The 20,706-nt window shown below is 57.9% G+C and carries 17 protein-coding genes; 12 read left to right on the top strand and 5 right to left on the bottom strand.

What is annotated here, in order from left to right:
* Positions 1–108: 108 nt before the first annotated feature.
* The gene (locus H035_RS0104680; RefSeq protein ID WP_022947841.1) at positions 109–774 is read left to right on the top strand and encodes a Bax inhibitor-1/YccA family protein; all 666 of its coding nucleotides are present in this window, start codon (positions 109–111) and stop codon (positions 772–774) included.
* An 81-nt stretch (positions 775–855) separates the two neighbouring features.
* Positions 856–1,212, top strand: coding sequence for a hypothetical protein (locus H035_RS0104675; protein ID WP_022947840.1), 357 nt, complete (start codon positions 856–858; stop codon positions 1,210–1,212).
* Positions 1,213–1,283: 71 nt separating this feature from the next.
* Here H035_RS0104675 and H035_RS0104670 read toward each other — a convergent pair whose 3' ends face one another.
* Positions 1,284–2,984 carry an ABC1 kinase family protein gene (locus tag H035_RS0104670; RefSeq protein WP_022947839.1) on the bottom strand — a complete coding sequence of 567 codons (1,701 nt, stop codon included), beginning with the start codon at positions 2,982–2,984 and terminating at the stop codon, positions 1,284–1,286.
* Positions 2,985–2,989: 5 nt separating this feature from the next.
* The gene (locus tag H035_RS18200; protein WP_022947838.1) at positions 2,990–3,646 is read right to left on the bottom strand and encodes a DUF6781 family protein; all 657 of its coding nucleotides are present in this window, start codon (positions 3,644–3,646) and stop codon (positions 2,990–2,992) included.
* Between the two features lie 271 nt (positions 3,647–3,917).
* Here H035_RS18200 and H035_RS22140 point away from each other — a divergent pair, with 271 nt between their 5' ends.
* The 3 genes from H035_RS22140 to H035_RS0104650 all read left to right on the top strand — a co-directional run bounded on the left by H035_RS22140 (position 3,918) and on the right by H035_RS0104650 (position 6,746).
* Complete coding sequence (locus tag H035_RS22140) at positions 3,918–4,094, top strand: hypothetical protein (RefSeq protein WP_022947837.1); 177 nt, start codon at positions 3,918–3,920, stop codon at positions 4,092–4,094.
* 235 nt (positions 4,095–4,329) lie between these two features.
* The gene (gene dxs / locus H035_RS0104655; protein WP_022947836.1) at positions 4,330–6,216 is read left to right on the top strand and encodes a 1-deoxy-D-xylulose-5-phosphate synthase; all 1,887 of its coding nucleotides are present in this window, start codon (positions 4,330–4,332) and stop codon (positions 6,214–6,216) included.
* Positions 6,213–6,746: an adenine phosphoribosyltransferase gene (locus tag H035_RS0104650; RefSeq protein ID WP_022947835.1), complete on the top strand. Its 534-nt coding sequence runs from the start codon at positions 6,213–6,215 to the stop codon at positions 6,744–6,746. Before dxs ends, H035_RS0104650 begins: the two co-directional genes overlap by 4 nt.
* 15 nt (positions 6,747–6,761) lie before the next feature.
* Here the strand turns inward: H035_RS0104650 and H035_RS18195 are convergent, their stop codons facing one another.
* The gene (locus tag H035_RS18195; RefSeq protein ID WP_022947834.1) at positions 6,762–7,937 is read right to left on the bottom strand and encodes a glycosyltransferase; all 1,176 of its coding nucleotides are present in this window, start codon (positions 7,935–7,937) and stop codon (positions 6,762–6,764) included.
* A gap of 14 nt (positions 7,938–7,951) precedes the next feature.
* Complete coding sequence (gene hpnH, locus H035_RS18190) at positions 7,952–9,055, bottom strand: adenosyl-hopene transferase HpnH (RefSeq protein WP_022947833.1); 1,104 nt, start codon at positions 9,053–9,055, stop codon at positions 7,952–7,954.
* A 294-nt stretch (positions 9,056–9,349) separates the two neighbouring features.
* On the opposite strand from hpnH, the gene H035_RS18185 reads away from it, so the two are divergent.
* The 7 genes from H035_RS18185 (at position 9,350) to H035_RS0104605 (ending at position 19,283) form a co-directional block, all read left to right on the top strand.
* Positions 9,350–10,492: a phytoene/squalene synthase family protein gene (locus tag H035_RS18185; RefSeq protein WP_022947832.1), complete on the top strand. Its 1,143-nt coding sequence runs from the start codon at positions 9,350–9,352 to the stop codon at positions 10,490–10,492.
* Complete coding sequence (shc, locus tag H035_RS18180; RefSeq protein WP_022947831.1) at positions 10,489–12,468, top strand: squalene--hopene cyclase; 1,980 nt, start codon at positions 10,489–10,491, stop codon at positions 12,466–12,468. Before H035_RS18185 ends, shc begins: the two co-directional genes overlap by 4 nt.
* A complete protein-coding gene (locus H035_RS0104625) occupies positions 12,462–13,172 on the top strand; it encodes a phosphorylase family protein (RefSeq protein ID WP_022947830.1) in 711 nt (236 codons plus the stop codon). The genes shc and H035_RS0104625 overlap by 7 nt, the downstream gene beginning before the upstream one ends.
* Before the next feature lie 44 nt (positions 13,173–13,216).
* Positions 13,217–15,814, top strand: coding sequence for an MMPL family transporter (locus H035_RS18175; RefSeq protein WP_022947829.1), 2,598 nt, complete (start codon positions 13,217–13,219; stop codon positions 15,812–15,814).
* A 4-nt stretch (positions 15,815–15,818) separates the two neighbouring features.
* Positions 15,819–17,210, top strand: coding sequence for an aspartate aminotransferase family protein (locus tag H035_RS0104615; RefSeq protein ID WP_022947828.1), 1,392 nt, complete (start codon positions 15,819–15,821; stop codon positions 17,208–17,210).
* Between the two features lie 73 nt (positions 17,211–17,283).
* Entirely contained in the window at positions 17,284–17,607 is a 324-nt protein-coding gene (locus H035_RS0104610) for a copper resistance CopC family protein (RefSeq protein ID WP_235044540.1), read from the top strand.
* Between the two features lie 2 nt (positions 17,608–17,609).
* Positions 17,610–19,283 carry a copper resistance D family protein gene (locus H035_RS0104605; protein ID WP_022947826.1) on the top strand — a complete coding sequence of 558 codons (1,674 nt, stop codon included), beginning with the start codon at positions 17,610–17,612 and terminating at the stop codon, positions 19,281–19,283.
* A gap of 341 nt (positions 19,284–19,624) precedes the next feature.
* On the opposite strand, the gene H035_RS0104600 is transcribed toward H035_RS0104605, so the two are convergent.
* The gene (locus H035_RS0104600) at positions 19,625–20,566 is read right to left on the bottom strand and encodes an IS110 family RNA-guided transposase (RefSeq protein ID WP_026596270.1); all 942 of its coding nucleotides are present in this window, start codon (positions 20,564–20,566) and stop codon (positions 19,625–19,627) included.
* Positions 20,567–20,706: the final 140 nt, after the last annotated feature.

Here is a 20,706-nt window from a genome sequence, read left to right as displayed (position 1 = left end):
GCTTACCCTGATGAACCAGGATTGTTGAGCATACCGGGAGACGGTTGGACTTTCCTTTCCGAACCACGATAATATCGAAGATTCTCATCCAACGGAGGTTGAATTCATATGAGCCGAGTACGCGTTTTATCCCAAGCCGAAACCCGAGCTGTCGCGACCAACAAGGTCCTACGCAACACCTATGCCCTATTGGCCATGACCCTGCTGTTCAGCGCCGCAACCGCGGGCCTGTCCATGGTATTGAATCTACCTCATCCAGGCATGATCGTGACCTTGGTGGGGTATTTCGGATTGTTGTTTTTAACTCAAAAATTCAGCCAAAGCGCCTGGGGCCTGCTGTTCGTCTTCCTGCTGACCGGTTTCATGGGGATGACCCTGGGACCGATCCTGAGCATGTACTTAAAGTTCATCCCCAACGGCCACCAAATCGTGATGACGGCGCTGGGAGGCACCGGCGTGATTTTCCTGGGAATGTCCGCTTACGCCCTGACCTCGCGCCGGGATTTCAGCTTTTTGAGCGGATTCTTGTTCGCCGGCATCCTGGTCGGTTTCCTGGCGGGGCTGGGGGCGATTTTCTTCCAAATGCCGGGGCTGGCCCTGGCCGTATCGGCGATGTTCGTGCTGCTGATGGCGGGCTTGATTTTGTTCGAAACCAGCCAGATCATTCACGGGGGCGAAACCAATTACATTTTAGCCACCGTCACGCTGTATGTCGCCATATACAACTTGTTCACCAGTCTGTTGCATTTGCTGGGTTTTATGGGAGAGGAATAATAAAATCCATTCTTAAGCCGGCAGTTGAAAAGGCTATGCAAACCACAATCGCATAAATCAACCTTTATTGGAGGCCTCGCTATGATTCTTTTAACTGCATCTCTGGCCGTTTTCACAGTGGTGGCCCTGCTGGGCCTGACCATCGCACTGGACCTGTTCCGGGGCTATCCGGTGGACCGGCGCGTCGTTCTCACCCACGCCGGCTTGGCGGTTTTCGGGGCGGCTTTGGCCGTCGGCGCGGCGCTGCTGGGGGATAAGCGCGTCTATGTCAATATCGCCTTGGTGGTGGTCATCGTGATCTTGGGCTTCCTGGCGGCGAGCCGGCGCTACAAAACCGGCCAAGTCCAGAAGGGACTGATCGTCGGCCATGCCAGCATGGCGGTGATCTGTTATCTGATTCTGGCCGCGGTTGTATTCGGGCTCAATCTGATGGGCTGAGTCGCGTCGCGGCAGAGCTAAGAACGACAAATCAATGCCTGGATTCCCAAACCCGGCCTCGGCCGGGTTTTTTATTCTTCCTCCTCTCCGTGAGGAAGATGGCCGCCCCGCCAAATGGAAATCAGCAGCCACACACCGCCGATGCCGGCACCGGCGAACCCCAACACCCCCAACATGGGCAAACCCCACAAGGTGGGCCCGCCGGAAACGGTCATCACGATGGCCGAACCGATGATGAGCGAAGAGGTCACCATCCCCACCGTCAGACGACTGGCGGCCCGATCGATGATCCAGCCGAAATAACCGAGCTGGTTGAGATCGACGTTAAAACGGAGATTACCACTTTTGAGCGCCTTGATCAGGCGCCGCATATCGTAAGGAAAAGCGGCGAGGATATCGAACACGTCACTGGCGGTCCGCCATCCCCGCTTGAGCACGATATCCGGCCGATAACGCATCATCAACGCTTTGCGCACATGGGGAGTCGCCGCAGCGATCAAATCGAAATCCGGATCCACCTGCCGCCCCATGCCGTCCAAAGTCAAAAGCGCTTTGAAAAGAAGCGCCAAATCGGGCGGTAATACCAAATGATAAGTACGCATCAAAGCGGTCAAATCACCGAGGATATTAGCGATTTTAAGCTGCTTCAATGGCAAGCCATGATAGGTATCGATGAAGATATCCAAATCGATCAACAGGGCGTCCATATCCACTTGGGCGTCGCTGGCCCAATCCAGTAGCACGTTGGCGGCGCCGCGTACGTCCCGATCGATCACCGCGGCCAATAGGTCGACGATCTGATGCCGGCGCGTCTCGGACAAACGGCCCACCATGCCGAAATCAATGAAGGCCATCCGGTTGCCGGGCATGAAAATGATATTACCGAAGTGGGGATCGGCATGAAAGAAGCCGTCCATGAGAATCATCTTCAACACCGCATCGGTGCCCCGCCGAGCGAGGATCTTGCGGTTCAGACCGGCGGCTTCCGCCCGCTGTAGACTGCGAGCGGGAATCCCTTCGATGAACTCTTGAACATTGATGCGTTCGGAACAGCAATCCCAATACATTTTAGGGATCACGATCGATTCGTCGCGGGCGAAATTGGCCGCCATACGTTCGGCGTTGTGGGCCTCGTTCTCCAAGTCCATTTCCCGCCGCAAGGAAGCGGCGAACTGGTGGACAATCTCCAACGGCCGATAGCGGCGCAACTCCCGCACTTCGCTTTCAACGATCCGGGCCAAGCGCTCGAGCAGCCTGAGATCGGCTTCCACCACATCTTCAATTTCCGGCCGGCGGACCTTGACGATCACTTGCTCGCCGCTGAACAGTTGAGCCCGATGCACTTGCGCAATGGAAGCGGCTGCCAGCGCCTCGGTTTCGAACGCGGCAAACACTCGATCCACCGGTGCCCCCAAGGCCTCCTCCAATTGCGGCCGCAATTGCTTATAAGCCATGGGGGGGACTTGATCCTGAAGCCTTTCGAACTCGTCGATCCAGTCTTCCGGAAAGAGATCCACTCGGGTCGCCAGAATCTGGCCCAGCTTAATGAAAGTGGGCCCCATTTCCTCGAGCGCCCGGCGGATTCGCTGGGCCGTGGTCAGTTGAACGATTTCCTCGACCGCCTTCCAATGCAGCGCCTTGCCCGCCTGCTCGAAGGCGTGGGCGAGTCCCAATCGACGGACAAATCCGGCGAAGCCGTACCGAATTAGAATGATGGCCAGATCATACAGACGACCGAAATCATGGACAGCACTGACCGCTTCCCAAAGCATTTAGCTTAATCTTGCTTAGGTTTTTTGGCCTGCTGCTTTTTTTGGGACTGCCGATCCAAAGTGTCGGCAATCCCTGCCAAAAATCCGCTGGCGATGGCCGCCAGTTGAGCCCCGGTGGATCGGGCGGTTTCGACGCCCGCCTTGAACCCCCACTGGCCGGCTTCCTGAAGCTTGCGCGGCAAAGTTTCCATGACCTGAGTTAGATACCCACCCACGCTGGTGCCGCTGTGGCGGGCATGCCGGACCAAATCGGTCAAGATTTCCCGGCTTTGCTCACCCCCTCGTTTGGCCACATCGGCCAAGGTATCGATATAAAGCTTTTCCAATTCCACCAACTGGTCGAATGCCTGTTTGACTTCACGCTCGGTAAACTCATCCGCGCGGCTAGCCGCCTCCTCTAGGGAGAGTTTGGACGCTTCGGCAGCCTTGACCAGACCGTCTTCCAGCCCTTTGAGCGCTTCCTCCAGGCTCTGCCGCGCTCGCCCTCCATGGGTTTCCATCCCCTCGCTGGCTCCCTTCACTACCGTCTCGACGACGGTCTTTACTTGGCCTCCGTCCAATTTACCCTCGGCCAGAGCCTCCACGGTCAAACGGCGCACCTTTTCCCGAATGGACGCTTCACTCTCCACCGCCTCTTGGACCGAAGACTGCAAGTCCTCCATCGAACTTTGACCCTCCTGCAGAGGGGGAACCTCTGGGGCTCTATCCTTTTTCTCGCTAGATTCGCCGGCAGCCGGCTGGGCCTCTTCTTTAACTCCCTCGGAATCGGTAGAATTATGTGAACTCATGATTGTTTCCCCGATATTTTGTCAAGTTCCTGATTCGCTTCGAAGCTATGGTCGCCAAATCCTCTCCAAACTGCAAGCATACCCGGTGGCTCGACCGCATAATCCAGTTACAATAACAAACCCTCTTTCCAGGCTGTCATCTAGCATGTTAAAAAACCCCTTACGTCGGCGTATCCTAGGCGCCATTTTGATCTTTCTCGGCGCTTTATTGATGTGGTTGGCGCCTGAAATATGGTTCGGAATCGTCATGGTCCTGATCGCCATCGCGCTGGAAATTCTCGGAGTGGCTTTGGAACACAAAAAAAACTCGAAACAGCTCTGACGATCGACATAACCGCCGATTTGGGCGTACAAAGCACACCCGCAAAAAAGGCGAGCCATGGATGGCGAGCATCACAAATCGGCAGGATAGCCGATTTGGACGCACAAGGTGCGCCCCGCAGAGGGAGCGAGCCATGGATGGCGAGCATCAAATCGCTTGCATGCCTCATCCATGCGTTGGATAATGGCAACATTCCGTTAGTTTCGCGCCAACTTCCAGTACTTGTACGGACGCCATGATCGATCATAAACAGTATCCCTTCCTCAGCCGCCTCAATTCCCCCCACGATCTGCGTCAGCTGGACGAGGAGGAATTGGAGAGGCTGGCCGAAGAGCTCCGGCATTACCTCTTGGAAAGCGTCAGCCGTTCCGGGGGACATCTGGCCGCCGGGCTGGGCACGGTGGAGCTGACCATCGCCCTGCATTACGTTTTCCAAACCCCTTATGACCCCCTCGTCTGGGACGTGGGCCATCAAGCTTACCCCCACAAAATCCTCACCGGACGCCGCGACCAACTTGGGACCATCCGCAAGCACGGCGGACTGTCGCCGTTTCCCAAGCGCACCGAGAGTTCCTATGACGCTTTCGGCGTCGGCCATTCCAGCACCTCCATCTCCGCCGCCTTGGGGATGGCGATCGCCGCCTCGATGGACGAGCGCGACCAACACGCGGTGGCCATCATCGGCGATGGAGGATTGACCGGCGGGATGGCATTTGAAGCGCTGAACCATGCCGGTACCCTGGACGCCAATCTGCTGGTCATTCTCAACGACAACGAAATGTCCATCTCCCCCAACGTCGGGGCGATGACCAACTACTTCTCCAAAATTCTCTCCAGCAAGCTTTACACCACGGTGCGCGAGGGCGGCAAGCAAATCCTCAAGCAGGTGCCGGAAGTGTGGGAGCTGGCCCGCCGCGCCGAGGAACACGTCAAGGGCATGGTTGCGCCCGGGACTTTGTTCGAGGAATTGGGATTCAACTACATCGGCCCCATCGACGGCCACGATCTGGAACATTTAATCGCCACCCTCAGAAATATCCGAGGACTCCAAGGGCCTCAATTCCTTCACGTGATCACCAAAAAAGGCAAGGGATATCTGCCAGCAGAACGCGATCCGGTCGCCTATCACGGGGTGAGCCCTTTCGACCCCAGCCAGGAAACCTTGAAGAAAGCGCCTTCCAAAGGCATGACCTACACCCAGGTATTCGGTCAGTGGCTGTGCGACATCGCCGAACGCGAACCGAAACTGGTGGGAATTACGCCGGCCATGCGCGAGGGTTCCGGCTTGGTGGAATTTTCCGAACGCTTCCCCAAACGCTATTTCGACGTGGGAATCGCCGAACAGCATGCGCTCACCGTGGCCGCCGGCATGGCCTGCGAAGGATACAAGCCGGTGGTGGCGATCTATTCCACCTTCCTGCAACGAGGATACGATCAGTTGATTCACGACGTGGCGGTGCAGAACCTTCCGGTGTTGTTTGCCATCGACCGCGCCGGGCTGGTGGGCCCCGACGGCCCCACCCACGCCGGCAGCTTCGACTTGAGCTTTCTCCGCTGCATTCCCAACATGGTGGTGATGGCCCCTGCGGACGAGAATGAATGCCGCCAAATGCTGACCACCGGCATCGAATACAACGGACCGGCGACGGTGCGTTATCCGCGCGGCACCGGCCCCGGCATCAAGGTGGAACGGGAATTGTCCACTTTACCCATCGGCAAGGGAGAAATCCGGCGCGAAGGAAAAAAAGTCGCCTTGTTGGCCTTCGGCTCGATGGTGGCGCCGGCTTTGGACGCGGCCGAAGCGCTGGATGCCACGGTTGCCAACATGCGCTTCGTCAAACCGCTGGACGAAGCACTCGTCCTGGCACTGGCCCGGGATCACGAATATTTGGTGACAGTGGAAGAAAACGCCATCATGGGCGGCGCAGGCAGCGCGGTTAACGAATGCCTTGCCGCCCACCGCTGCCTGATGCCGATTTTGAACCTGGGGTTGCCGGATCGCTACATCGAACACGGCAGCCGCGACGAGCTCTTGGCCGGCGTAGAGTTGAACGGCGAGGGAATCCAACGCAATATCGAGCGGTTTCTGCAAAAGAAAAATCACCTACAGGTCATCGCGTGAATCCATTCGATTGGCGATCCAGGCTAGGGGAAAAAATCCGCAATATCCCGGATTTTCCCGAACCCGGCATCCAGTTCAAAGACATCACTCCCCTGGTCAAGGATCCGACCGCGCTTCGGTTGGCAATCCACCATTTGATTCATCCTTTCGTGAACCTGTCGGTCACCGCCGTCGCGGGCATGGAGGCGCGCGGCTTTATTTTCGGCAGCCTCGCGGCATGGGAATTGGGGGTGAGCTTCGTACCGCTGCGCAAGCCCGGCAAGCTGCCCTACGACGTACAAAGCGTTTCCTACGCCCTGGAGTACGGGGAAAGCACATTGGAAGCCCACGTCGACGCCGTGAGCCTCGGCGATCGGGTACTGTTGGTGGACGATCTACTGGCTACCGGCGGAACCGCGCAAGCCAGTTGCGAACTGCTGGAAACCCTGGGTGCTCAAATAGTCGGTCTCGCTTTCGTCATCGAACTGGAAGCCCTCAAAGGCCGGGAACGCTTGGCCGGTCAGAACATCCACAGCCTGCTCCCTTTATGATTTGAGTGACTCGTTTCACAGCGTGTTTTGGCGCGCTCTCTCGACAGCGCCCCTCCCGGAAGTCTGCGAAGTCTGCCGATCGTCACTGGCATAGACCCGCCCCTTCCAGCAGCTTCGCACACCACGCCAATAGCGCCAGGCCGAATCCCAAGTCATCGCCAGATAAAAGGTTCCAATAACAGGTAATGCCAAGCCCCAAATTGGCGACAGGCGATAAAAACGCAAGATAGGCTGGTAGGAAAAGGCCATCATCCCCCATGCCAGCGCTCCCAGCCATCTCGTTTCCGGCACGATCAACGCCGCCGCCGGCGCCCAAAACATACCCCCCATCATTACCGTGCACAAAAGCAGCAGTAACAACGAGTAATGTAACTGAGTAAAAGCGGTACGCGCCACCATTTCCCAAATCACAACCGGATTTTCGCAGACCCGCCGACTCAGCACGCCATGGGAAAGGCCGATCCAAGTGCGGTATCCGCGCCGCTTGACCTGTTTCGCCAGGGTGCAATCGTCAATCAATGCATCTTTGAGACTGGCGAATGCGCCGCAGGCACGCAGAACCTCCGTGCGAGCCAGGATGCACCCACCCGCTGCGGCGGAGAAACGCCGCGAACCGGAATTGGCCAAAGCAAACGGATAAAGCTGCTTAAAAAAATAAATAAAGGCGGGAAGCAAAAATTTCTCCCAAAACCCGGCGGTTCTGAGCCTGGCCATGATGGACACGAAATCCAGGTTCTCGCGCGCCCGCTTATCGAGCAAGGCGTGCAACATGCCTGGCACAAGCCGGATATCGGCGTCGAGCAGCAATACCTTGTCCGTCCGAACCTCACGCAACCCCTGTTCCAGAGCCCAAAGCTTCCCGCTCCAACCTTCGGGCAGCGGCCTTCCAGGGATGACGGTCAACTGTACATGATCAACTTGACCTGCGACGGAGGCGGTCTCGTCTTCGGAATTGTCGTCCACCACGATGACCTTGAGCCCGGGCGCCTGGGAAGCCAACGCCTCGAGTGTCCCCCCGATTAGCTCGGCTTCGTTACGCGCCGGAATGAGAACGGTCAAGTCTTCATGGGCAATAAGAGCGGAATCATCAGGCGCAAGCACCTCGCGAGTCCGCCAAGACTGCCACGGAACAATCAATAAACAACCCCAGAGAACAGTGGCCGCTGCGACCACCCAAGCAAACCCATCCATGGCGACGGAACGGTTTACTTCATTGCTTCGACCGGGTCGGTCAGCTGCCGATTTTCCTCGCGCTCATAGACCGGAACCGGCTCGGGCGTCATTTCCCCTTCGGTACGCGGCCCCGACAAAGCGACCCAAGCCGCCCGAAGAGGATGCGTCAAAGCGTCTTCCACCGCCGTGGGTTCATAGCCGCAATGGGCCATACAATTGGCGCACTTGGGGTTTTGGGAGGTCCCGTATTTCTCCCAGGGAGTGGTTTCCATCAATTCCTTGAAGCTTGCGGCATAACCTTCGTCGGACAACAAATAACACGGTTTTTGCCAGCCGAACACATTACGCGTCGGATTGCCCCAAGGCGTGCAGGCATAAGACCGGTTGCCGGCAAGAAAATCCAGATACAGACTCGAATGGTTCAAGCGCCACTTTTTACCCTCGCTTTTGCCGAGGCGGAACAAACGCCGGAACAGCTCTTTGGTGTCCGAATTGCGGATGAAAATGTCTTGGCGCGGGGCATTCTCGTACTGGAAACCGGGCGAGATGGTGGCCGCTTCCACGCCCAGATCCATGCAGAAATCTAGAAATTCGGCGATTTCCTCGGCGTTTTCCCCCTGAAACAAGGTGCAATTGACCGTGACCCGGAACCCTCGGGATAAAGCCTCCCGAATGGCGTCCACGGCCCGCTCGAACACGCCTTCCTGACAAACCGACGCGTCGTGACGCGCCTTCAAGCCGTCCAAGTGCACGGAGAAGGTCAAATAAGGAGAGGGAGTGTAATCTTTCATGCGCTTCTTCAATAACAGCGCATTGGTGCACAAATAGATAAATTTCTTGCGTTGGATGATGCCCTCCACGATCTTGGGCATGTCCTTGTGCAGCAAGGGTTCCCCGCCGGGAATCGAAACCACCGGCGCGCCGCACTCATCCACCGACTGCAAACATTCCTCTACGCTCAGCCGCTTCCGTAGGATATCATCGGGGTGATCGATTTTGCCGCAACCGGCACAAGCCAGATTACACTGAAACAAAGGTTCCAGCATGAGTACCAATGGATAGCGGCGGACCCCCTTGATTTTCTGGGTCAGAAGGTAGCGGGCGATGGCAAATTTCTGCCTAAAAGGAATGCTCATTGGGCCTTCTCCTTAGAGTTTCTTGGTATCGTCCGATCGTATTCCCGACTATTTAGCTATGTTTAAGGACTAAAAGCAAGCCCTTGTGATAGACGGGGGGCTTGGGCAGCCTCAGCTTGTTGCCCAAAAGCCACAATCCATTGCGCCTTGACCGGAGAATCAGGAATGCTAGTTTAACCGGATTAGACAAAAATACAACATATCTTGACGGTATAGGCAAAATCCATAGAATGGACCGCATTTCAGCAATTTTGCCCGGTCATCCAAAATCTTTGGGGGAGAATCCAGCAGTTTATGAATGGCACCACAACTCTCGGTGAGAGTAAAGATCTCGATCGCCTCACCGACGATGCCTTCCAGGCCTATTTGCTCGATGGGGTCTCCCGCACCTTCGCCCTGACCATTCCGCAACTGCGAGAACCCATTCATCAGGTGGTTGCCAACGGCTACCTACTTTGTCGCATCGTGGATACCATCGAGGACGAGGCCACGCTGAACCGGGAGACGAAACGTCGCTTGTGCGAACGTTTCGTGTCGGTGGTGGAAGGAAACGAAGATCCGGTGGCATTCTCCCGGGATTTCGGCGCCCGCTTATCCAAGCGAACCCCCGCGGAAGAACACGAGCTGATCCAGGTCGTTCCACGGGTGATCGCCATCACCCACCGGTTTTCCGAGGCTGATCGCCAAGCCCTCGCCCGCTGCGTGGCGATCATGGGTCATGGCATGGCCGAATTTCAGGATCGCGACTTGAGCGCCGGCGTGGAGACACTTGCGGACATGAATCGCTACTGTTATTTCGTAGCGGGCGTGGTGGGAGAAATGCTGACCCAGGTATTCTGCAACCATTCTCAAGAGCTTTCCGGCCGGCGGGAACGCATGATGTCGCTGGCGGTTTCCTTCGGTCAAGGATTGCAGATGACCAACATCCTCAAGGACATCTGGGACGATTTAAATCGTGAGGTATGCTGGCTGCCCCGCGAGATCTTCCAATCCCACGGTTACGATCTGGGCGATTTGCGCCCCGGCCATCAAGATCCGGCTTTCGTCGCCGGCTTGCAGGATCTGCTCGCCATCGCCCACGGCCACTTGCGTAACGCCTTGGAATATACCCTGCTCATCCCTGAATACGAAACCGGCTTGCGCGATTTTTGTTTGTGGGCCTTGGGAATGGCGGTACTGACCTTGCGCAAGATTCATCGCGATCCCTATTTCAGTCGCTCCGATGCGGTCAAAATTACTCGCCGCAGCGTAAAAACCACCATACTCACCACCCGCATGTGTCATCGCCATGACGCATTACTGCGGTGGCTGTTCGACTTTGCCAGCCGGGGCTTACCCGGGCCTGCGCCCGCGGACCAGATCGAGCTGCGCCCCCCCGGCATCTGTGTTCACCTCGTCCCTTTCCGTGTAACCAACCATCAAGAGGCCAATCGATGACTCAGCCATCCACCGTCACTCAAAAAACGCCCGGCGAAACATTCGAGAGCCTGTTGGAACAGGCCGTCGCCAAGGCCCGGGACGCCTTGCTCGAGCACCAGCACGAGGACGGGTATTGGTTGTTCGAATTGGAGGCCGACTGCACGATTCCGGCCGAATACATCTTGATGATGCACCACATGGACGAAGTGGACGAGATTCTGCAAGCCAAACTGGCCAATTACCTGCGCGCCCGGCAACAGGAAGATGGCAGTTGGTCCCTCTACACCATCGGCCACGGCGATATCAGCTGTTCGGTTAAGGCCTATTACGCCCTCAAGCTGGCAGGAGATTCCCCGGACGCCCTCCATATGCGGAAAGCCCGCGAATTCATCCTGAACAAGGGAGGGGCGGCGAAAGCCAATGTATTCACCCGGATCATGCTGGCCATGTTCCAGCAGATTCCCTGGCGCGGGGTACCATTCGTCCCGGTGGAAATCATGTTGCTGCCCAATTGGTTTCCTTTCCATCTGAACAAGGTCTCCTATTGGTCACGCACCGTCATGGTACCGCTGGCCATTCTGTGCTCGCTCAAGGTCAAGGCGAGGAACCCCAAAAACATCTCGGTACGAGAGTTGTTCGTCACACCGCCGGAACAGGAAACCGGTTATTTCTCCCACGTTAAAACCCCACTGGGAAAATTCGTCCTGTTTCTGGAGCGGATCGGGATGCGGCTGGAGCCGTATATCCCCTTCCGGATCCGCCAGCGCGCCCTGGAAAAAGCGCTCCATTGGTTCCTGGAGCGGCTCAATGGGGAGGATGGCCTGGGAGGCATCTTCCCCGCCATGGTCAATGCCTATGAGGCGATGGACGCGCTCGGCTTTCCCCCGGAGGACCCGCGTCGCCAGATCGCCAAAAAGGCGCTTCAAAAGCTTTTGGTGCATCGGGAGGACGATTCGAAGCATCCCGGCGGGGAATCGTATTGCCAACCCTGCCTGTCTCCCATTTGGGACACCGGTTTAAGCCTGCTCGCCCTGCAGGAAACCCAGCGGGCCGAAGACGATCCTCACACCGCCCGCGCCATCGACCAGGCACTGGATTGGCTGGTCGACAAGCAACTGCGGGACGAACCCGGCGATTGGCAGGCGCGCCGCCCTCACTTGGAGGGCGGCGGCTGGGCCTTCCAGTTCGACAACGCCCATTATCCCGATGTGGACGACACCGCGGTGGTGGCCTACGTCCTCTTGCAAAGCGACCGCCCGGAGCATCGCGAAGCCGCCTACCGGGCAATCCGCTGGATCGCCGGGATGCAGTCCAAGAACGGCGGCTACGGTGCGTTCGACCCGGATAATATGTATTATTATCTCAACCACGTCCCCTTCGCCGATCACGGCGCCCTCCTGGACCCTCCGGAGGCGGACGTGAGCGCCCGATGCGCCATGGTATTGAACGCTGCGGGCGAGGAAGTGCCCTATTTCCGGCAAGTCGTGCAAAAGTGCCTGGATTTCCTCTGGAAAGAACAGGAACAAGACGGCAGCTGGTTCGGCCGTTGGGGCACCAATTACATCTACGGCACTTGGTCGGTGCTGGTGGGTATCGAACACTGCGGCATTCCCCAAGACGACCCGCGCATCCGCAAAGCGGTGGCATGGCTGAAAAGCATTCAACGGGAAGACGGCGGCTGGGGAGAAAGCAACGACAGCTACGAAGACCGTAAGGACCCCGCCATCCGCGGCCGTTTCCATACCAGCATGGCGTGCCACACCGCTTGGGCGCTGCTGGCCTTGATGGCGGCCGGGGAAACCGAAAGCGACGCGGTTCGAGATGGCATCGACTATCTACTCCGGACCCAGGAGAATAACGGTCTGTGGCGGGACGCCTACTTCAACGCCCCCGGCTTTCCGCGGGTCTTCTACCTGAAATATTACGGATATGATAAATTTTTCCCGCTCTGGGCATTGTCCCGTTACCACAACCAAATCGCGGGCAGGTGCTAGGAATCGTCGTAGCCCTCCCCGCCGAATGCCGCACTTTGACCCGGCAGCGCGCATCCGTGGGGCAACTTGTCCGATTGGCGCCCACCGCCATGATTCAAGTGGCGGGGATGGGGGCCGAACGAGCATTGGCGGCGGCCGATCTTTTGTATCGCGCCGGCGCCAGCGCCGTTCTCAGCTGGGGGGTTGCCGCCGGCCTGCAACCGGGATTGACGGCGGGCACTCTTATTTTGCCCCAATGCTTTCTTCTTCCCACAGGGGAAGAGGTTACGGCTGATCCCCACTGGTGGTCGAACCTTCGCCGTAATCTGGCCGACTCCCCCTCGTTGACGACCGCCCCTCTGGCAAGCAGCGACCGCATTGTAAACACGCCGGCCGACAAGAACATTCTGTTCGAAACCACCGGGGCCGCCGCAGTGGATATGGAAAGCGCTTTCCTAGCCCGTTGGGCGATTCAAAAACGGATCCCTTTTGCCGCCTTGCGGGCAATCTCCGATACCGCCGGCACCGCCCTTCCCGGCTCCGTATTGGCCGCCGCCGGAGACCAAGGCGACGTTTCCATCCCTCGTCTTTTGGGGCAGTTACTCCGCCATCCCGGGCAGATTCAGGATTTGATCACCTTGGGCCGACAATTCAATGCAGCCCGGCTGCAATTAAACCGGACAGGGAAACGGCTCGTCGGCGCCAACCGATTCTGCCTGCCATGATCTCATACTTACGTTCTATTGCGGCCAGTGCTGCCCGATGGGTCTTGCTAATCCATCCCGTCTGGCTGTTGATCGGGTTGATCCTGGGTGCGGGAATCAGCGCTTATTACGCCGCCACCCACCTGAGCGTGGATACCGACACCGCCAAAATGCTGGACCCCGATCTGCCGTTCATGCAGCAACGCGACGAGGTGGAAACGCTTTTTCCGCAAGACAAGAACTCCATTCTATTGGTGGTGGATTCGCCCATACCGGAAGTCAGTGAAACCGCGGCTCGCCGCCTTAGGGCCCTACTCAGCCCCCATTCCGAAGCCATCCAATCGGTTTATCTGCCCACCGTTCATCCATTCTTCGACCGTCAGGGTCTGCTTTACCTGGAAACCCCCGAACTGGAAAGCCTGGTGGGCGACTTGGCCAAGGCCCAGCCTTTCATCGCCCAACTATACGAAGATTTCAGCCTGAAAAGCCTCGTGTCCCTGCTTGCCAAGGCGCTCCGTTACGAGGAACAGCTGCCCGTTTCCTTGAACCCGGTGGCGATTAAAATTACCCAGGCCATCGAAGCGGTGACCGCCGGGCAACCTTATCTTTTGTCGTGGCAGAACTTGCTGTTCGAGCCCCGGCAGGCGATCGGCCACACCATGCAATTCGTGATCGTTTCGCCGGTATTGGATCACGACCAGATGCTGCCGGCGAAAAAGCCGGTGCAAGTGATCCGAAACGCCATCGACCAGGTCAAAGTCATCGACGGCATCCCGGTGAAGGTGACCATGACCGGGGAACCGGTATTGGAATACGAGGAACTGATCAGCATCAGCCGTGGAACCGAAATCGCCGGCATGGTCTCGTTTGTCTTGATCTGTCTGGCCCTGTTAATCGGCTTTCGCTCCTGGAAACTTACCCTGGCCACCCTGATTACTTTGACCATAGGGCTGGCCTATTCGGTCGGCTTCGCCGCGCTGACGGTGGGTTCGTTGAACCTCATTTCGGTGGCTTTCGCGGTACTCTACATCGGCATCGGGGTGGATTACGCCACCCATCTGGCACTTCGTTACCGAGAATACCTGCTGGAAGACGCCTCGACCGGGGAAGCGCTTTTCCATAGCCTGCGCACCGTATCCCCCTCCCTGTTCATGTGTGCCCTGACCACGGCACTGGCCATGTACGCTTTCATTCCCACCGCCTATCGCGGTATTTCGGAATTGGGCATCATCGCCGGGTCGAGCATGTTCATCGTGGTGCTGGTGACCCTAACCATCATGCCCGCTTTATTGGCGCTCCTGCCGCTAAAACGACCGCAAAACGCCAAACCGCACCGAACTTTGTTTTTGCCCCCCGCATTGGCAAGCTTCCCCCAGCGGCATAGTCTGGCCATCAAGCGTCTATCGTTCTTTCTGCTTTTGGCCGCCCTAGGGCTCGTCTGCGGCGTCGAAGTGGACTTCAATCCGGTCAACCTGCGCGATCCCAACAGCGAGTCGGTGCAAACATTCAAGGAGCTGCTGCGTACCCAGGAAACCTCCCCCATGTTTTTGACCACGCTGGCTGAAGGCGAAGCGGAAACCAAGCTCCTGGAAAACCGCCTCAAGCAGTTGTCGACAGTGGAAGCCGCGGTGTCGGTCTTCGACCTGATTCCTTCCAATCAGGAAGAAAAACTGATGATCATCGACGACATGGCCCTTTTTCTCGGCCCGCAACTCCAACGTCCCCTCAAGCTGAAAGCGGGCGCCACCACGCTCTCCGACCTGCGCAATTTCCTCAAAGAACTGAACCGACAGTCGGACACCACTGCCATCGAACCCGAGATCTACCGCCGGCTGACCCAATCCCTGGACCGTTTCATCGAACGTTGTCGAAGCTTGCCGAAGGCGCAGTGTCAAACTTTGGTAGACCGGCTGCAATTCAGTCTTTTGGCCACCTTTCCCCGAGTGATGGGCAAGTTGAGCGAAGGCCTGAACGCCAGTCCATTCGGTATCGAGGATTTGCCCGAGGACATGCGCGCGCGTTGGGTTGCCCCGCCGAATATTTACCGCATCGACCTGTTTCCAACCCATGATATGAACGTCCTCGACAATGTCCGCGAGTTTGTTCGCGAAGTGCGCGAGGTCTATCCCCAGGTCACGGGTTTGCCGCTTATCTATATCGAATCCATGCAGGTCATCGTCAATTCATTCATTCAGGCCTTTGCGACCGCGGTGATCTTGATTACCCTGCTGCTTTACCTCATTTTGCGCAACGGCCGGGATGTCTTTTTGGTCCTGCTGCCCCTGGTGACGGCCACGGTTTTCACCGGCGCCGCCACAGCGATAATCGATCTGCCCTTCAATTACGCCAATATCATCGCCCTTCCCTTATTGTTCGGGCTGGGGGTGGACAGCGGCATCCACATGGTCCACCGCATGCATCAACTGCCCGAAGACCGGTCGATCCTGACCACCAGTACCGCGCGCGGCATCTTTTTCAGCGCTTTGACGACCCTGTTCAGCTTCGCCAGCCTGGGGCTGGTTTCACACGTGGGCATCGCCAGCATGGGTAAACTGTTGGGGCTGGGACTGACCCTCACTTTGCTGTGCACCTTCTTCATTCTGCCCGCGTTTGCCCACGATTCCCCCCGTTCCGACTCGAAAAGCTCCGAAGGAGACATTTGACGCCATGACACTATCCATCGCCGAATTGATCAAAACCCATCGAGGCGAAAACTTCGCCCTCCATGAGCGATATCTCAACACCCAGATGGTGCGCGTCCTTCAAACCATCGGCTACGACCGAACCTACACCCACGCCCGGGGACCGTACCTTTACGACCAGGAGGACAACGAATACCTGGATCTTCTGAGCGGTTTCGGCGTCTTCGCCCTGGGACGCAACCATCCGACCATCCAGTCCGCCCTCCGCGAAGTCCTGGATCTGGATTTGCCCGACCTGGTTCAGATGGACGTTTCCATCCTCTCGGGCCTGCTCGCGGAAAAACTGGTTCAGGTCACCCCCGAACCGCTCACCAAGCTGTTTTTCTGCAACTCGGGGGCCGAGGCGGTGGAGGCGGCGATCAAATTCGCGCGCTATACCACCGGCCGCAGCCGGATTCTCTACTGCGAGCACGCTTTCCACGGACTGACTCTGGGAGCGCTGTCCCTCAACGGGGAAGAAGTCTTCCGCCAAGGTTTCGGCCCCTTGCTGCCCGACTGCGATGCCATCCCCTTCAACGATCTGGAGGCCCTGGAGCGGGCGCTCAAGGAACAACCCACCGCCGCCTTCATCGTCGAGCCCATCCAGGGCAAGGGGGTCAACCTTCCGGATGACGATTATTTGACCGAGGCCGCCCGCTTGTGCCGCAAATACGGCGCCCTGTTCATCGCCGACGAAATCCAGGCCGGCCTTGGCCGCACCGGCCGCCTCTGGGCCATCGAGCACTGGGGGGTGGAGCCGGATATGCTCCTGATGGCCAAGGCGCTGTCCGGCGGGTTCGTCCCGGTGGGCGCGGTCGCCATGACCGCTCACGTCATGGACAAGGTGTTCAACCGCATGGACCGCGCGGTGGTTCACGGTTCCACCTTCTCCAAGAACAATCCGGCGATGGCCGCCGGCCTGGCCACCCTGAGCGTCATCGAAGAAGAAAAGCTCCTTGCCAATGCCGCCCGACAAGGCGAGGCTTTGATCGGTGGATTGAACGCATTGACGGATAAGTACGAATTCTTCCAGGCAGTCCGCGGCAAGGGACTGATGCTGGCGTTGGAGTTCGGCAAACCCCGGAGCCTGAAGCTGAAAACCGCTTGGAGTCTTCTCGAGACGGCCAACAAGGGATTGTTCAGTCAGATGGTCACCATCCCCTTGTTCAAACGCCACCGGATTCTCAGCCAGGTGGCGGGCCACGGGATGAACGTAGTCAAGTTCCTCCCCCCGCTGGTCATCGGTGCGAAGGACGTGGAATGGATCGTCTCCGCCATGGACGACGTCCTGGCCGACTGTCACCAGGTTCCCGGAGCGATCTGGGATCTGGGCAAGACTTTGGCCGGCCATGCCATGAAAGCCCGAAAAACCGCCTAGCGCACAGCCCTAGGCAGCAACTCAAGGTATTACGATGCGCGCCAAATTCCTTATAATCACAATGGTAATTTCTTTGATTCCGGCAACGGTCCTTCATGCTCACGCGGTGGTGATCCGTTCCTCCCTGGACAGTCGACCGCCGCAGCCCAATCAGGCCGCGCCGGTATCGTTGATATTCAATTCCGAAATCGAAACCAGCTTATCGAGCGTCAAGCTGGTCACTCTAGGAGATCGCAAACAAGCTGTACCCATGCGCCACGGCAAGCAGCGCGGCGAAATCGTGGTTGAGCTCCCTCCCTTGGCTCCCGGAGAATACGCGCTCCAATACAAGGTTTTCGCCGCCGACGGTCATTTGACCGAAGACGTGGTCAAATTTTTCGTTCAGGAGGACAACTAACCATGCCCACCCTCGCTACCGGCGGACTGGAAGGCCTGGCCAATTTTCTCGACGATTTCATGGGCGGAGTCGAATTGATCAGCTTTTCCATTGCTTTGGGGGCGCTGATCTGGGTCCGTCTTGTTCTGCCCCAATTGGACCGTTCGACGACTCCGGCAGAATCCGATCAAGAAGCCTCCATGAGCACACTGATCGGCCATGGTCTTCGCTGGCTCTATCTCGGGGCTTATGTGCTGGCCGTCAGCCATGCCATCGCCTTGTTGGCCAAAGCCTGGGTGTTGCAGGAAACCCTGGGCCATTTGCCCTGGGCGGCTTACATGGGAACGACCCAATTTCAGGCCGGCTTCTTGAGAATGCTGTTCAGCATCGGCTTGGGCATCGCCACCCAAAATTTGCATCGGCATCCCCAAGATCCGATCCGCTGGCGCGTGGTCATGGGACTCATGGCGGCGGTGGCCCTCTGCGGCGCGTGGTTGACCCACGGCGTGGGCCGATTCGAGAACCGGGAAATGTTGATGCTGTTCACCCTCATCCACCAAATCGCCGGCGCGGTCTGGTTCGGAGGGGTGGTTCAACTGATCGTATTTTGGCGGGTCGCTCGCCATTCTCCCCCGCTGCGCTCGCTTTGGCCTCAAGTACTGCGCCGTTTCTCCAGTCTCGGCTTGATCGCGGTGGCCACCTTGCTGTTTACCGGCCTTCCCCTCGCCTGGAGCTACGTGAACAGCCTCACCGCGCTGATCGGAACCGGCTACGGAAGTTTGCTACTCACCAAAGTCGTCCTTTTGGCGGTGGCTTTGGGACTCGCCTGGCTCAATTATCGGGCGGGAAAACGCTGGGAAAAGGGACACTCCGGCCCCGCCTTGCATAGGACCATTCCCCATATTATCGAGGCCGAGTCCTTCATTCTGGTGAGTCTACTGTTCGTGGCCGCGACCCTCTCGAGCCAACCGCCGGCGGTCGACATTCCTCATCTGACCGTCTCGCCGGCGGAAGTTTGGAACATGTTCAGCCCCAAATGGCCTCAGCTGACCTCTCCCACCCATGAAGAACTGCTCATCGGCGAGGTTCAGCGCGCCACCATCGTGGGCAAGGAACCGCCCATCGCCGCCTCGGCTTGGTCGAACTTCAACCATAACGTATCCGGCCTATTCTTGACGGTGATGGCGTTGATCGGCCTGATCGGCTATTTTCGAAAGACGCCCTGGCCACGCTATTGGCCGGCGGGGTTCATCGGCTTGGGAATTTTCCTGTTCTTCCGTTCCGACGCCCAGGCGTGGCCGCTCGGCCCCCTGGGTTTTTGGGAAAGCACTTTCAGCGACGGGGAAATCCTTCAGCACCGGATCGCCACTTTATTGGCCTTCGTTTTGGGAAGCTTGGAAATCCGTGCGCGAACGAATCCCAATGCCCGCCATCTGCGCTACATGTTCCCTATTCTCTGCGCATTCGGGGGGATTCTTCTTCTCACCCATTCCCACGCCGGCTTCGAACTCAAAACCGAATATCTGATTCAATCCACGCACACGGTTATGGGTCTGCTCGCCGCTCTGATGGCGGCCTCGCGATGGCTGGAATTGAAGCTCGAACCGCCCGCGGCCACTTGGGCGGGTATCGCGGCGATCGGATCGATGGGATTGATCGGACTGATATTGATGTTCTACGACGAACCGATCTATTGATTCGCTGCGAGGTGCGCTCTCCGGCTCCCCATGACCGTTGGCATGACTATCCGAACGACGCGCGCCGGCGTGAAGACTTCCGCCGGCGCTTGATTCGACAGCCTCGCTCGGCTTATAAGGCCATCTAACAGTCTGTTTCAAAACTCGATATACCGTACAAGCCTAGAGCATGATGCCCCCTTAATTCCCTCTCCGTCCGGGAATGACTCAAGAAGCGTCCCTTCTCCCGCTGGCGGGAGAAGGTTAGGATGAGGGTAGATCTAATTGAAATGAAAGACTTTTTTATTTAACCACCCTCACCCCTGCCTCTCCCGCCAGCGGGAGAGCAACCGTGTTTAAAGTCAAGTGTTTTGTGGCTGCCAAGGGGTATTATTTTTCAACATGGCATTCATGATGGTGAGCAACTTCCTCATGCAGGCGACGATGACGACCTTGGGCGGTTTGCCGGCGTTTTTGAGGCGTTCTGCAAAGGCGCGGATGACCGCATTACAGCGTATCGCCGAGATCGTGGCCATGTATAGCACGGCGCGAACCTCGGAGCGACCACCCCAGATGAAGCGCTTGCCGCGATACTGGCCACTGTCGTTGGCCATCGGCGCCACGCCGACCAGCGCGGCAATCTCGCGCCGGTTGAGGGTGCCCAGCTCCGGGCATTTTGCCAGCAACGTGACAATGGTCACCGAACCGACGCCGGGAATGCTCTTGAGCAGATCGTCCTTGGCCCGCCAGGCGTCCGACTCGCGCAACCGCCGGGTCAGGTCCCGGTCGTTCTGGTCAATCTGCTTGTCCAGCCAGGTGATATGCTTTTTCAGACTGGTTTGCAGCGGTTTCGTCGTGGCCCCATTCAATCGGAGGACCTCTTGAACCCGGATGCCGATCAACTGCCGCCGCCGATCCACCAGATCGTCCAAAGCGCGGGTGTCCGCATCCTTGAGCGGACGCGCCTGGGGACGGATGGCCCGGGCAAACGCCGCCAGCACCCCGGCATCCACCCGATCGGTCTTGGCCAGCCGGCCACTGGCCTTGGCAAAGTCGCGCACCTGGCGCGGATTGACCACCGCCACCGGCAATTCCTTACCCGCCAAGGCAGACGCAATCTGGGTTTCCAAACCGCCGGTGGCCTCGATGACGATCAAGGTCGGCCCGATCTCTTGCAACTGCAAAACCAGCTGATCGATCCCCTTGGCATCGTAGGCCACCTGCCATACCTGACCTTGAGGCTCGACCGCCCCATCCAGCGTCGCTTTCGACACGTCAATACCAACAAACTGTTCTGCATTCATTTCGTTCATGATTCCCAACCTTGCAAAAATACGGGCTTATCTGCCCAAGCAACCGTCCGGGGTATCCATGAAAACCGGTGCGACGCTCATCGCTCTCCCACGGGCTTGGTGTCCCAAGGGAGTTTCGAACTGCCGCACCG

The organism is Methylohalobius crimeensis 10Ki (assembly GCF_000421465.1).
Taxonomy (GTDB): domain Bacteria; phylum Pseudomonadota; class Gammaproteobacteria; order Methylococcales; family Methylothermaceae; genus Methylohalobius; species Methylohalobius crimeensis.
This window is presented reverse-complemented; position numbering and strand designations above follow the sequence as displayed.

Coding starts and splice junctions, on each gene's coding strand:
- H035_RS0104680 (WP_022947841.1), top strand. CDS start 109: ATGAGCCGAGTACGCGTTTTATCCCAAGCCGAAACCCGAGCTGTCGCG.
- H035_RS0104675 (WP_022947840.1), top strand. CDS start 856: ATGATTCTTTTAACTGCATCTCTGGCCGTTTTCACAGTGGTGGCCCTG.
- H035_RS0104670 (WP_022947839.1), bottom strand. CDS start 2,984: ATGCTTTGGGAAGCGGTCAGTGCTGTCCATGATTTCGGTCGTCTGTAT.
- H035_RS18200 (WP_022947838.1), bottom strand. CDS start 3,646: ATGGAGGACTTGCAGTCTTCGGTCCAAGAGGCGGTGGAGAGTGAAGCG.
- H035_RS22140 (WP_022947837.1), top strand. CDS start 3,918: ATGTTAAAAAACCCCTTACGTCGGCGTATCCTAGGCGCCATTTTGATC.
- dxs (WP_022947836.1), top strand. CDS start 4,330: ATGATCGATCATAAACAGTATCCCTTCCTCAGCCGCCTCAATTCCCCC.
- H035_RS18195 (WP_022947834.1), bottom strand. CDS start 7,937: ATGGATGGGTTTGCTTGGGTGGTCGCAGCGGCCACTGTTCTCTGGGGT.
- hpnH (WP_022947833.1), bottom strand. CDS start 9,055: ATGAGCATTCCTTTTAGGCAGAAATTTGCCATCGCCCGCTACCTTCTG.
- H035_RS18185 (WP_022947832.1), top strand. CDS start 9,350: ATGAATGGCACCACAACTCTCGGTGAGAGTAAAGATCTCGATCGCCTC.
- shc (WP_022947831.1), top strand. CDS start 10,489: ATGACTCAGCCATCCACCGTCACTCAAAAAACGCCCGGCGAAACATTC.
- H035_RS0104615 (WP_022947828.1), top strand. CDS start 15,819: ATGACACTATCCATCGCCGAATTGATCAAAACCCATCGAGGCGAAAAC.
- H035_RS0104605 (WP_022947826.1), top strand. CDS start 17,610: ATGCCCACCCTCGCTACCGGCGGACTGGAAGGCCTGGCCAATTTTCTC.
- H035_RS0104600 (WP_026596270.1), bottom strand. CDS start 20,566: ATGAATGCAGAACAGTTTGTTGGTATTGACGTGTCGAAAGCGACGCTG.